11 protein-coding genes and 1 tRNA gene are annotated in these 14,009 nt (G+C 35.8%); 1 reads left to right on the top strand and 11 read right to left on the bottom strand.

Annotated elements, in window-relative coordinates:
- Positions 1-164 precede the first annotated feature (164 nt).
- From KKI21_02305 to KKI21_02280, 6 genes are all read right to left on the bottom strand, one after another.
- Positions 165-1,331, bottom strand: coding sequence for an MFS transporter (locus KKI21_02305; GenBank protein ID MBU4285037.1), 1,167 nt, complete (start codon positions 1,329-1,331; stop codon positions 165-167).
- 190 nt (positions 1,332-1,521) lie between these two features.
- Positions 1,522-1,592 (bottom strand) — tRNA-Gln (locus tag KKI21_02300).
- Positions 1,593-1,607: 15 nt separating this feature from the next.
- Positions 1,608-2,723, bottom strand: a complete 1,116-nt coding sequence (gene dnaX, locus KKI21_02295; GenBank protein MBU4285036.1) for a DNA polymerase III subunit gamma/tau — start codon at positions 2,721-2,723, stop codon at positions 1,608-1,610.
- A complete protein-coding gene (locus tag KKI21_02290; GenBank protein MBU4285035.1) occupies positions 2,692-3,381 on the bottom strand; it encodes a GtrA family protein in 690 nt (229 codons plus the stop codon). The genes dnaX and KKI21_02290 overlap by 32 nt, the downstream gene beginning before the upstream one ends.
- 22 nt (positions 3,382-3,403) lie before the next feature.
- On the bottom strand, positions 3,404-5,860 hold the full coding sequence (locus KKI21_02285) for a type IV secretion system DNA-binding domain-containing protein (protein MBU4285034.1): 2,457 nt from the start codon (positions 5,858-5,860) through the stop codon (positions 3,404-3,406).
- A 1-nt stretch (position 5,861) separates the two neighbouring features.
- Positions 5,862-6,236, bottom strand: a complete 375-nt coding sequence (locus KKI21_02280; GenBank protein ID MBU4285033.1) for a hypothetical protein — start codon at positions 6,234-6,236, stop codon at positions 5,862-5,864.
- Positions 6,237-6,276: 40 nt separating this feature from the next.
- Here KKI21_02280 and KKI21_02275 point away from each other — a divergent pair, with 40 nt between their 5' ends.
- A complete protein-coding gene (locus KKI21_02275) occupies positions 6,277-8,049 on the top strand; it encodes a glycosyltransferase family 39 protein (protein ID MBU4285032.1) in 1,773 nt (590 codons plus the stop codon).
- On the opposite strand, the gene KKI21_02270 is transcribed toward KKI21_02275, so the two are convergent.
- From KKI21_02270 to KKI21_02250, 5 genes are read right to left on the bottom strand one after another with little or no spacing between them, the layout of a single operon-like run.
- Positions 8,050-8,634 carry a hypothetical protein gene (locus KKI21_02270; protein MBU4285031.1) on the bottom strand — a complete coding sequence of 195 codons (585 nt, stop codon included), beginning with the start codon at positions 8,632-8,634 and terminating at the stop codon, positions 8,050-8,052.
- The gene (gene serS / locus KKI21_02265; GenBank protein ID MBU4285030.1) at positions 8,616-9,845 is read right to left on the bottom strand and encodes a serine--tRNA ligase; all 1,230 of its coding nucleotides are present in this window, start codon (positions 9,843-9,845) and stop codon (positions 8,616-8,618) included. Before serS ends, KKI21_02270 begins: the two co-directional genes overlap by 19 nt.
- Positions 9,846-9,853: 8 nt before the next feature.
- Positions 9,854-11,161, bottom strand: a complete 1,308-nt coding sequence (locus KKI21_02260; protein MBU4285029.1) for a lysine--tRNA ligase — start codon at positions 11,159-11,161, stop codon at positions 9,854-9,856.
- 1 nt (position 11,162) lies between these two features.
- Positions 11,163-12,701 (bottom strand): type IV secretion system DNA-binding domain-containing protein, encoded by a 1,539-nt coding sequence (locus KKI21_02255; GenBank protein ID MBU4285028.1) that lies wholly within the window; start codon positions 12,699-12,701, stop codon positions 11,163-11,165.
- A complete protein-coding gene (locus KKI21_02250) occupies positions 12,698-13,984 on the bottom strand; it encodes a hypothetical protein (GenBank protein MBU4285027.1) in 1,287 nt (428 codons plus the stop codon). The genes KKI21_02255 and KKI21_02250 overlap by 4 nt, the downstream gene beginning before the upstream one ends.
- Positions 13,985-14,009 lie beyond the last annotated feature (25 nt).

The following is a 14,009-nucleotide window of genomic DNA, read 5'->3' as shown; positions in this document are numbered from 1 at the left end:
AAAAATTAATCATTATGTATGCCTGTAGTATTTTGGTCCGACGGACGTCGGACCAGTCAAAAATTCACTACGGGGCATAACTTTATTTTAGCCCTTAATCCGGATTTATACAATCCAATCACCAAAATTTGGGATCTTGATTACTTTTTTATATTCTGGGCTGGTTAGCCTAATTGCTTCGTATCCTTTAACCCCCAAGCAAAATAGATGCCAGAAAGAAGAATAATGGCTACAAAAATAAATAAATATTGAATTGCAAAAAAATTAAGAAGTAATGTAAATAAAATCATTGTTGATATAAAAGATAATGGTCCGCTAGTGCGAAGAAAATTAATAAAATCGATATGTTGAACATCTACAACCTTAAAGAAATATGTTTCTCTCATTATCTCAATTAAAGCAGCTCCGCATCTACTTAAAAATAATATTAACGCCCAGACAATAGCACTAGTAGATTTAGTAAAAAAGAATAAAGCGCAACTAGCTATCAAGATTAAAAAACCAACAATCAATATTTCTTTTTCTCTAAAATGCTTATCAGCAACAATCCCAGCAGGTAGCTCTAAAAAAATGTAAGGCAAAAGCATAAAAGTAAACATAATTCCTATCGTGGACCAGCTAAAACCTAAATATTGGTTCAAATATATTGGCACATAGATAGTCATGACAGCAAAAAAGAGCTGCAGTAAAAAAGCAATAAAGAATATTCCTTTTAAATTTTTGTTCTTTAGAAATTTCTTAAATACATACAAAATATTATGATGCTCGTATTCACAATTATCTTTTAATTGCTTTTTCTTTATCAATAAAGTAAAAACAACAGGTATTAATAACAAACCGGCAACAATAAAAGTTAAACGATAATTATTGTTTCCGATTAAATAACCAGCTAATAAAGGAGATATTACCCATCCAAAATTAAGAACAGTAAAATAAACGCCTCTTGTTTTGCCGGTTGTACGATCTAAAGAACAACTTTCAATAAAAACATCCATATTTATCCAAATTAAAACAGTAGTAACTGTAAAAAGAATAAAGGATAAAAATAAAAGATAAGGAGAACTAGTTAAAACAAGAAATATGATTGATATAAGATTAACTATTAGAACTATTATGCTTAGATAATAATTAGTTAATTTTTTAATTAATCCCGAAAAGAATAAAATAGCGATTAAGCTTACAAGCATCGCTGCAATAAAAAATATACCTAACCATTGTAATCCTACGAATTCTTCAATAAATGAAGAACGAATATATGCAGGAAAAGCTGTTGAGACAGCTAAAAGAAAGGATATGAAGTATAAGGTTTTTAAGTTTGTTTTTTTATCCATATTTTTATTCTATCAAAAAATTGCCTAAAAGGCGATTTTTAATGCTCTCCGGTCTGCCTCGATAACGCGCTGACTCGTGCTGCCGGACTTGGATTCCAGCCTCGACTAGACGCCCGCTTCGCCATAGCTTTAGCGAGGCGAGTCGAGTCTAGGCGGGCAAACCTAGATTCACAATTTTTTGAGTTCAGGCCTGCCGGACTAGGATTCGAACCTAGATACTGGGCTTCAAAGGCCCATGTCCTACCATTAGACGATCCGGCAGGACTGAACTCAATTTTACCTATTACAAATCTCTACTGCTGCTAATTCCATATTTATTTGCGGGAAAGAAGAACTCTTCATGCGATATAAAGTTTCAAGCAGAATATCAATCATTTTTGAAATTTCTGCCAAAGAAAACTCTTCTGACTGCCTTAATGCAGTATTTAACTGTTCCGCGCTTATTTCTTCTTTTATCAGTTTTGAAAGGTCTTTATCAACCCTTAAAAGCATCAATTTTCTAGAATAGTTTATCAATGACTCGATAAACTGCACTAAATCATATCCCTGATTCACAAATTTATCAACAAAGCCCAAGGCTTCGCTGGAATTTTTCTTTGCCAATAAATCAATAAATTTTATTGCCAGATTAATATCAACAATGCCCAAAATATTTTCAATATCTTCTACGGAAATTTCCTTATCGCCGGGCTTGTCCGCCGATGAGGCGGAAAACGCAATCACCTGCCCCAACATACTTTCCGCATCCCGCATAAACCCTTCAGAATTCAAAGCAATAATCCTTAATGCTTTCTCACTGATTTTAACCCCTTCTTTTTTAGCAACCATTTCCAGTTTTTTAATTACATTCAACAAAGACAATTTTCTGAAATCAAATCTTTGGACGCGCGAAAGAATGGTTGGCAGCATTTTATGCGCTTCGGTTGTGGCAAGAATAAAGATGGCATGGGCAGGCGGTTCTTCTAATGTTTTTAATAGAGCGTTAAAAGCAGCTGGAGTTAATTGATGCGCTTCATCAATAACAAAAACTTTGTATTTGCCGCGACTCGGAGCAAATCTGATTCTTTCTCTTAATTCCCGGACTTCATCAATTCCCCTGTTTGAAGCAGCGTCAATTTCAATTAAGTCCATTGCCCTGTTTTCCATAATTTCCAAACAGGATTCGCACTTGTTGCACGGCTCAAAACTGAAATTGTCCTGGCAATTCACTGCTTTTGCCAGAAGCCGAGCCACTGTGGTCTTGCCTGTTCCGCGTGGCCCGGCAAATAAATAAGCATGGGCAACTTTATTGCCATTCAAAGCACTGGTCAGGGTTTTTATAACATGGTCCTGGCCAATCACCTCGGAAAATTTCTGAGGTCTATATTTGCGATAAATCACTAGTTCCGCCATCTTTTTTGTTAAATACGATAAATTTATAACCTACAAAATTCCACGTCATTGAGATTGCCGAAGCAATCGCTGCAGCAATAATAGCCCACTGCTCTATATTCAATCCCCCCATTGCAGGAATGAATTTAAAAATAGACGAAGCAATTCCGACATTAATTAAAAAACCAATAATCGAAACAGTTATAAATTGTATAAATTCTCTGCCTAATTTTTCTGTAGTTTTCTTTTTAAATGTCCAGAGTTTATTCCAAATATAGCTATTAATAGTGGCAATAATAAATGAGGTCGCCTTTAATAAAGTAAAAAGAATAATTGTTATAGAGAAAACTTCAAACAGGACCTTATCCGAATTAATACCGGAGCGCTTAAAGGCAAAAATAAGAAAACTTAATACTCCCCAATCAACCAAAGTATTCAATCCGCCAACCAAAATAAATTTTGCCACCTCATAAGCAACTTTAATCTTTTTGCTGATTATACTTGCCAAATAAAGAAAAATCAAACACGCAATCGGAAAAATTATCGGCAAGATTATAGTTATTAATCCGTGAATCTTATCGTACAAATCCGGATTCAAAATTCCCTTGGCCACTGCCAGAATCAACCAGGCAACAATTTCGCCCAAAAATAAAACCGCGATAATATCGTTTTTTTTCATTAATCTTAATTTTTACTAATTATTATTTTAAATTTATTTCTTCTGATAAAACATCAGCGCCAGGAGTATTGTCCGTTTTAATTTTAGATCTTTCAAAAATTTCTTTATCCACAATTGTTTTTTCGCGTCCATATTTCATACGTGAAAGTTCTTTAATTTTCATTGCAATTCGAGAATCTCCCTTTGCCGGAAGATTGCATTTAATATTGAATGGCACGCTGGTCGTATTATTTATCAAAAGCTTCAAGTAAGCATTGAAATTATCAATATTTAATAAATCTTGTGCGCTAAAAACCGGCTCAAATTGTTTTACTAAGAACTCTGCATCATTGGCTCCAACCCTAAAAACAGCCATACTACCGACATTTCCAAATACTGCATCTTTAATTTTATCTTCTAATTGCCCAATGAATTGATGAGCTATAATTAAATTTAATTTATATTTTCTTGCTTCAGCTAAAATTGTTGAAATACTGTCTGTTGTAAAATTCTGAAATTCATCAATATAAAGATAAAAATCAGGCCTTTGATCTTCTGGGGTATCTACTCTGGAAAAAGCTCCCATTAAAAACTTCCCAACAATAATCAAACCTAATAGATAACTATTTAAATCTCCCATCTTGCCTTTTGATAGGTTGGCTAAGAAAATTTTCTTTTCGTCCATTATTTTTCTGAAATCAAAAGAGCTTTTCTGCTGGCACAAAATAGGGCGCATAATATCATTTGCTAAAAATATATTTGTTTTGGAAGTGATATAAGGAACAATGTTTGCCAACGAGGCCTCTCCTCCTGCCTTTTCAGCTTCCTTTTCCCAAAAATCTTTAACTACAATATTGTTTGTTTTTGAAAGCTTGTATTTTCTGAATTCTGCATCAGCCAAAACCTTGGGAACCTCTAAAAGCGTTGCTCCTGATTCTGGGTCATCCATAACCAATAATAACGCGCCTCTCATATATTGCTGAAACACAGGACCCATTCCTTCTGGCGCTTCAGGAAATATTTTCTTGAAAATATTTATCATTTCATTAGCAAGAAAAGTTTTTTGTTCTGGAAATTTCGGGTCATATTCAAGCATATTTAAACCCATTGGCCTTTCAATGTCTCCTGGATTAAAATAAATAACATCTTCTGCTCTTTCTGGCGGAATCATTCCCAAAATATCATCAACATCTGAACCATGCGGATCAATAAAACAAACTCCTTTGCCATTAATAATATCCTGCTTAATCATATTAATCATTAATTTTGTCTTGCCTGTTCCAGTTTGCCCAATAACGTAAAAATGCCTACGCCTGTCATTTTCAGCCATTCTGATTTCAGTTTCCTCGCCCCTAAAAATATTCTTGCCGAGCAATACGCCTTCTTTGGGAATATTTATCGGCGGAACTGATTCCTTGGCTTTCAGCCATTTCATTTTGGGAGAACTAAGCGAAGTTAATGGAAAATGGAAAATACTTGCGACCTCCTCACTATTTAAAATCATTTTTTGTTTTTTACTAAATACTCTGAATGAGAAGTAGAAGCAAAGTTTTTTCAGCCCATTTTTTTTCATCTTTCCCAATCTCAAAGAATTAAGATTAGGCGCGCCGAATTGATAAAAAGAACCTTCCATATGGGATAAAAGCTCTTCTGACCTTTCCTGTGTTTTTCCTGAAAATAAAAGCCGGATATTCACCTCAAATCCGGTTTTTGATATTTTGGATTGCAAAGATTTTATTGTTTCCTGGGCATCAGGAGTAACTTGCGGTTGAACTTGCTGTGGTTCGTCTTTTTTGGGCTTTTTTATTTCTTTACCTTTTATGGCGTCATTAAAACTTTGGCCCCGATTCATTTTTCTGATTATAGACAATCCGAATTTATCCCAGTTTTTCAGAGATGGCTTTAAAACAATCTGTAATGCCCCGCCCTCGCCGGTTTCTTCTATCTTGCTCAATGCAGTAGAAATGTTTTCCAATGGGTCAATTTCTAAATCTTTATAAGTTTTAATCGGCAAAATACTGTTTTTCTCCAGCTTTAAAAATCCGCCGGCGCAAGCCCCTTGGGGATTGAAAATATTGTAATCTTCAACCTTTTGTACAATGGCTTTTGGATAAAATCCGTAAACTTGTTTTTCCAGAAATGTTTCGTATTTCCTGGGAGCCGCGAGATAAAAAGAAATTTCTGTGCCAGAAAATGGAACAGCCATCTCCAAAACAATATACGGCTGGCCATAGGAAAACTGAATTTTTGAGCCCCTTTCCCTCAAAGAGCCCAAATTTGATAAAAATTGCTCCATTACAGCAATCCTGTTTTTCTTTTCTTCAGATGACAAGTCCTCTTTTGTCTCTCTGGGTATCTTGATTAAAAACAAACTCATATTCAAAGCCCTGACAATTAATCCCCTGCCCCTCGATCTTTCAACTAACAAAATAAACGCCAATCCGCCGATTAGAAGTACAATCAATCCGCTGACAATATAAATAAATTGCATTGTCTCCATATTATATCGCTTTCAATTTTCCTTGTTCGACTAATTTTTTATAAAACTCATCTACCAAGGCATCGTGGAATTCATCCAAAAGATAAGGATTGTCAAGATTTTTGGCAACTTCCACTGCTTCGACAATTCCTTTTTCAAAAGCCATTTCAATCAGAAGCTGAATCTGTCTGTCTTTTGGCTGGTCTTTTAATTTCTGCGCTGTCTGCGCAGCAACTTGCTGCTGGCTAATTACTGGCTGGGCTGTAGTTATTCTCTCGGAAATAGCTTCTTTTAAAATTTCTTTTTGTTTTTCCGGACTCAACTCTCCTTCTTTGTTTTCTGGCTGCTGCAAAGCCTCGGCTTTTTTTGCCTCAAAATTTTTATATATCTCTTCCATATCTACTATTGTACCACATTAGATGATATAATTAAACTATATGAAAAAATTAGCGCCAATTTTATCTATAGTTTTGGTTTTATTAATGCTGGTCCTGGCAACTATCAGCCAAAAACAGGAATCAGCGATTATGGACGAAGTTGCCCACACTCCTGCGGGCTATTCTTATTTAACCCAAAAAGATATGCGTTTGAATCCGGAACACCCGCCTTTATTGAAGGATTTATCAGCCATTCCCGCGCTTTTTATGAATGATATCAACTTTCCGAAAGATTTAAAATCCTGGACAAGCGAAGTAAACAGTCAGTGGGATTTCGGGTTTAAATTTCTATACGAATCTAATAACAACGCTGATAAAATTATTTTCTGGTCCAGAATTCCAATGCTTCTACTACTGATTCTTTTGGGTTTTTTCATTTATCGTTGGACAAAAGAATTGTACGGAAAACTTTCTGCTTTGCTTGCGGTTTTCCTTTTTTCTTTTTCTCCAACATTCCTAGCGCACGGTCGTTATGTTACTACTGATGTCGGCGCTGCTTTCGCATTTTTCTTTGCCTCTTATTTCTTCATAAAATATTTGAAGAACCAAAACGGGAAAAATCTGTTTTGGGCAGGAATAGCTTTTGGCATTGCCCAGCTTATAAAATTCTCTTTGATTTTGCTTGTCCCCTATTTTGGAATCTTGATTCTGATTTGGGTCTATATCAAATGGCGGGAAAATAGACAATTCTGGAAAACATTTTTTCATTATATTTTTAGATTCGCCCTGATTATGATTATCGGCTATATTCTTGTTTATCCTGTTTATCTGTTCCATACTTATAATTACCCGCAAGAAAAACAAATTTCCGACACAACTTTTATTGCTTCGCAATTTCCAGTAAAACCAATCGGCGACCTGACAATTTGGATGTCTAAACAGCCGATTTTGAGGCCGTATGCCCAGTATGCCCTAGGATTGTTCATGGTTTTCCAAAGAGCAACTGGCGGAAATACTACTTATTTCCTGGGAGATGTAACCAATAAGGGTTGGAAGAGTTATTTCCCTATTGTATATGCCATAAAGGAACCATTAGTGCTACACATATTAACCATTATTGCTCTTTTGTTCCTGGCTTGGCAAACTAAGTTCCGTAAAACCCGCCTGCCAGCGAGGCAAGTTGAAAATTTTCTGAAAAACCATTTTACAGAAATTGCAATGCTGATTTTTCTAGCCATATATTGGGGCGCAAGTATTACCAGCAATTTAAATATCGGCATACGTCATATTCTCCCTACATTTCCATTTGTTTATATTCTTGTTTCTGGCCAGATAAAAAAATTATTCAATCAAATCCATAATAAAAAAAGAGTTTTTATTACTTGTTGCCTGCTACTCGGAACTTTATTGGCATGGTATGCGTTTTCATCCTTATCAATCTATCCTTATTACCTCACTTATTTTAACGAATTAATTGGCGGCGCTAAAAACGGTTATATATATGTAACCGACTCCAATCTCGACTGGGGCCAGGATTTAAAACGTCTGGCAGAATGGGTTGAGAAAAATAACATCCAGAAAATTAAAATCGATTATTTCGGCGGGGCAAATGCGAAATATTATTTAGGAGACAAAGCTGAAGAATGGCATGCGGATTATGATCCGCAAAAAGCAAAAAACAGCTGGTTAGCTGTTTCCGCAACTTTTCTGCAGCAGAATCGCGCCATAGCGACAAAAGGATTTGAAATAAGAACTGACTACTATGTCTGGCTCAATAAGTACGAACCAGTAACAATTATCGGCAATTCAATTTTTGTATATTATATTCCGTAATTACTTATAGTAAATTCTGTTTTCAATTCTCAAATCAATATACTGCAGACTCATCCTATTCTCGATTTTCTCATCTAAAGCCACTTTTAAAGCCAAAAGCTGGCTTTTTATGTCTCTTTTTAAGCTAAATAATATATACCAACTCTCATTGGTCACAACCCTCAATATTTCTATTGGAAATGATTCTATATCAAAACTCGCAGCCCTTAAACTCATCTTAGAGAATAATTCGTCTTTCGCATGCAATAAAATATCCAGAAAACTCTTATCTAAAATCTTGTCCCATAATCTATAATCCTTCTCGGAATAATCTTTTATCAGTAAAATTAAACTGCCGCTTGTGAGCAACGCATCCTTAAAAATAATTCCATCTTTGTTAAAATAAAAACAATTACCAGTATTCTCTTTACAAATAATACCTATTTCCTGCTCGTCTCTTATTTCTGGCTTCTTTTTAAATAAATTCTCTCCGATAGATGAGAAAAATAAAATATAAGCCAATCCAGCTAATATAAAAAGAGAGATAATCCAGATTATCGCTCTTTTATTTGTTCTTTTTTTCTTTCTTATTTTGTAGTGATACATTTTATTCCGGTATATTTTCTTAAAGCTTTTGGGATTTTAATGCTTCCGTCTTTTTGCTGATAATTTTCAATAATCGCAATTAATGTTCTACCGATTGCAAAAGCCGTGCCATTTAAGGTGTGAGCAAATTCCAATCCGTTTTTTGTTTTATATTTAATGTTTAATCTTCGCGCCTGAAAATCAGTGCAATTTGAGGTGGAATGCGTTTCTCTGTATTTATTCTGGCCAGGCATCCATGCCTCGATGTCATATTTAGCTACAGCTGGATGGCCTAAATCTCCTGTGCACATTTGCACAACACGGTAAGGTATTTTTAAAAGGTTCATCAGTTTTTCCTCCAAAGACAACAGAAATTTGTGTTCTTTTATTGAATCCTCTGACTTGCAAAAACTAAACATTTCAACCTTATCAAATTGATGAACTCTTAAAATCCCTTTTGTATCCTTGCCATAAGAACCTGCTTCTCTTCTAAAACAGGTTGAAAAACCAACATATCTTTTTGGCAATTCATTTTCATTAAAAACTTCGTCCGCGTGCATTGCGCCCAATGATTGTTCTGATGTGCCTACAAGATATAGATTGTCGCTATTGATATAATATGCTTCCTCACTATTCGTTTGCTCTATATAACCCATACCTTTGGCCATTTCCGGCTTTATCATTACTGGCGGGATAACTGGAATAAATCCTTCCCTTTTAAGAACTTTTAAGGCCAAACCAACTAATCCGAATTCCAAGAGTGCTGCCCCGCCCTTCAGATAACCAAAGCGCGAACCCGAAACTTTGGCTGCTCGTTTTACATCAATAATATCCAATTTCTCTGCGATTTCTAAATAATCTTTAGGTTGAAAACCAAATTTTGGCTTTTTACCTACTTCTCCAATAATTTTATTTTCCGATTCATCTTTTCCAATTGGCACATCATCTAATGACAGATTCGGGATTTGTGAAAATAATATATTGAAATTTAGCTCTACTTTTTTCAATTCTGGTTCCAGCTCCTTGATTTTATTTTTTAGTTCTTTCGCCTCTCCTATTTGATCTTTACCCATTTTTCTCTGCTCAGCTGTCAGTTTTTCAATTTCCTGAATTAATTCCCTTTTCTTTTTGTCTAATTCCAGAACTTTATCAATATCAATTTTAGCGCCTTTGTTTACGCAGGCCTTTCTCACTTTTTCCGGATTTTCTCGTAATAATTTAACATCAATCATAATTTTATTTATTGTTCATTTTTCGGCTTCATTGTCGGGAATAAAATTATTTCCCGCACTGTTTTTGAATTAGTTAATAAGACTGCCAAGCGGTCTATGCCAATGCCAATTCCTGCGGCTGGCGGCATACCGTATTCCAATGCTTCAATAAAATCCTTATCATACTGGTGCGCTTCCAAACTGCCTTCTCTTCTCTCTATTTCCTGCGCTTTAAATCTCTCTGTTTGGTCAAATGGGTCATTTAATTCGGAAAATCCATTGGCAATTTCCAATCCATTAACAATTAATTGGAAGCGCGCGGCTTTTTTAAAGTCCAGTTTTTTCGCCAAAGGCGAAATTTCTATGGGATGATTAATGATAAAACACGGTTCTTTAATTTTTGCAAAAACCTCTTTTTCATCCTTATTTCCGACAGCTTTGCTGTATTCCACTTTTTTAAACCTTTTTCCGAAAATCTTCTTATCTAATGAACCCAATAATTTTTCCGTAAAATCCATCATTTTATTGTAATCCCAATAAGCTGCATAAAATTCCAACATAGTGAATTCCGGATTATGCTCCCTGTCCATGCCTTCATTTCTGAAATTTCTGCCCAACTCATAAACCTTTTCAAATCCGCCGACTAATAATCTTTTTAAATATAATTCCGGCGCAATCCTTAAATACAAATCCATATCCAGGGCATTAAGATGCGTTTCGAACGGCCTGGCCTTTGCTCCACCAGCCATTGTTTGCAGCATGGGAGTTTCAACTTCCAAAAATCCGTTTTCATTCAAAAACTCCCTGATTTTTCTGATAATCTCCGAGCGCTTTATGAATTTATCTTTAACTTCCCTATTCATCATCAAATCCAAATATCTTTTTCTGAATCTTTCTTCAACATCTTCTAATCCATACCATTCGCTCGGCAATGGCAATAATGATTTGGTTAAAATTTTCCAACATGAAACTAATAAGGTTTTCTCACCTTTCTTTGTTAAAAACAATTTACCAGAAACCTGGATGAAATCGCCGATATCCGTGTTTTCCAAAAATAACTTATATTGCTTTTCGTTGACTTCATCTTTTTTAAAATAAACTTGAATCTGTGCAGAACCATCTTCAATATGGCAAAAAGTCGAACCACCATGCTCCCTAATTGAACGCACCCTGCCAACCAGGGTTATTTTTTTGTTTGCCAGTTTTTCAAATTCATCTATCGCCTCCTTGTTCGTATGCGTACGCAAAACTTCGGCCGGATACGCATTAATTCCAGCTTTTTCCAAATTTTCCAGTTTTTGTATTCTAATTTTCTTTATTTCTTCCAAATTATCCATATTATTTTTCCTCTTTTTTATACTCTACTGCTTTTTTGATTGCTTCGCGGACGCCAGCAAGATCAATTTCCGGTTTTTGCTTTTTAATTAGCTGAACATTTGGTTTTTTCTCTCTTTCTTTTTGTAAACAGGATGAACAATAGACCGGCCTTACCCCGTCCGGCTTGAAAGCAACTTTGGTCTTTTTACCACAATCAGAACAAACTGCCTCAAATTTTTTCGCTTCTTCTTCTGTTTCAGTTGCCTCACTCCATCTGGAAATTTTCTCCTCTACTGCTTTTCGCGATATAGTATATCTTTCGCGGGAGAGCTTGATAATTTTATCCTCAAAAGATTTTTCAGGAATTAGAAACGGAGGTATGGTCTGAGCGCTGAAAGCCCGAGAAGCAACGCCGTCAATCATTAGTTTTAAATAAATAGTATATTTGGTCAGATTAACTAAATCATCGGCAATAAACACTGGCAGAAATTCCCTTTCCAAAAACTCGGCATCATCTGCGCCAACACGAAAAGTAATCAGGGTTCCGACATTACCGAAAATCGCATCTCTTACTTTAGTATTCTTGCCTTTGTCTCCCATGGAGTCCAATTGGGCAACATATTGATGGGCCAAAGTCAGACAGAGATGGTATTTTCTCGCTTCAGAAAGAATGGTTGCAAAAGCATCTGTGGCAAATGTCTGAAACTCATCAACATAAAGATAAAAATCCTTTCTTTCGTATTCAGATATATCTACCCTGCTCATAGCTGCAAGCTGCAACTTAGTTATTACCAGGGCTCCCAATAATTGACTGACATCCTCACCTACTCTTCCTTTTGAAAGATTAACAATTAAAATTTTCCCTTGGTCCATTATTTCGCGCATGTCAATTGACGATTTAACCTGTCCAATAATATTTCTAATTAAGGGGGTAGAAATAAACTGTCCTATTTTGTTTTGAATCGGCGCTACTGCTTCTTCCCTGAATCGGTCAGGATACTTGGCAAATTCATTTGTCCAAAACGCTTTTACGCTGGGATCAGTAACTTTTCCAAGCACTTTCTGGCGATAATCCTTGTCAGCTAAAAGACGATTAACACCCAAAAGAGTTGAGCCGGGATATTCCAGTAATGATAAAATCGCATTTCTTAAAATATATTCCATCCTTGCGCTCCAAACATCAGGCCAGATTTTCTTAAATACCCCCATTAAACCAGAAACAACCAAATGGCGATATTCTGGCTCAACATTCTCCATAATATTAAAAGTAATAGGATATTCTAAATCAGCTGGATTGAAATAAATTACGTCATTTACCCTGTTAGACGGAACAAAATCAAGCATTGTTTCAGCAAAATCTCCATGCGGATCAACAATTGCCACGCCATGCCCATTTTGGATATCTTGAATTGCCATATTTTTCAGAAGTTCTGATTTGCCTGTGCCAGTTTTTCCAACTACATATACGTGCTGGCGTCTGTCTTCCATCTTTATTCCAAATTTGGTCCGCTTGTTGCGAAAATTGGTCTCGCCTAAAATTGTTATCTCATTTTCGTTCATATTGTTGGAAGCTCGCTAGGCGGTCCGCCTTTTTTAGCTTCAATCTTAGACAATCTTTCAGCTTCAACAAACTTTCCAGGAAGATGAAAAATTGTTGCCAGTTCCTCAATATTAAAAACAAATCCTCTGGTCTTAAGTTTATGAAACGGAAAAAATCTTTTCTTGAAAATACCCACAAAAAATCTTCTCTGTCCCGGCTCTCTTTTTCTTTTGAAGATTTTCCCCCTGCCAGGAGTGGATTTTTTATTAATTTTAAAACCATTTAGATTTTGGGTATTAAATTGTCTGAAAAATCCAGCTACTACTGTTGGCTTGTCTTTGGAAAAAAGATCTTTAGGCGCCCAATACATAAATCTTATCATTGTCTTAAATCCTATTTTCCCAATATTCCTTTCAACTGCCAAAACAACTTCTTTCTGGCCTGGGGTTAAAAACGGCATAACTTTTTCGACTTTCTTTTCTTTGCCAACAGCGCTTTCCTCGCCACCCAAACCGAAAAATCTTACAATACCCTGACCTAACGCTTCAAGCCAGCTTCTAGCTTCTTCTACTATCATTAATCCTTTCTTGCTTTCTTTTACTTCTCTGCCAATTATTTTTCCAACTAGATTTTCCCCGTCTTTTATCCATTGTTTGTCAGTAACTGGGCTGATTGGGCTGATTAAGATATGAATGGCAATACTTTCTTTCGGATTCAAACTGCTTAAAAATTCAAAAAGTCCGGCAATGGGGTCAGTTCTTTCTTCTGCTTCTTTTTCCTCAAAAAACACCGGATAAGTCCTAATAGGATAAGCATCCTCCTTGGCTAAAATTAATTCTGTGCCCCAGGCATCAAAATCCGCGGTCGGAGTGCCAGGCGGGATACTATCTACATAATCCTCTGCATCTATTATTTCTGCTTGGGGATATTGGGCATAGAGATGAGATTCAACAAGATTCCTGTATTTCACTTCGGTCCTGATATAAAAATGAATTTCCCCGCCATGCCCAAGCATCTCAATACTAAACCATGGAGGAAGGTCGCCTTTTATATATTTCTCCTTGAACTTTCTTGCCTTTTCGGAAGCATGGATACCGGCAAAAAATTGTTCCATTGCCTTTGGCGTCTTAATCACGTCGCGTGGAAATTTTACTTCCAAAACAATCCATTCCAAACCCCGTACATATTTAACAATAAGATAATTCACCCAGAAATGCCTTAAAAATAAAAAAAGAGCTATTGGTGCGATAATCCACCAATAACTCACAAATATATCCCTATAAATATTAAGGATTTCAGTCATGAAATAGTTAAATTGCTTGTTTTAA

The organism is Patescibacteria group bacterium, assembly GCA_018897295.1.
Lineage (GTDB): Bacteria > Patescibacteriota > Minisyncoccia > RBG-13-40-8-A > RBG-13-40-8-A > JAHILA01.
The sequence above is the reverse complement of the archived record's forward strand: the minus strand, read 5'-3'. Positions and strand labels throughout refer to the sequence as shown.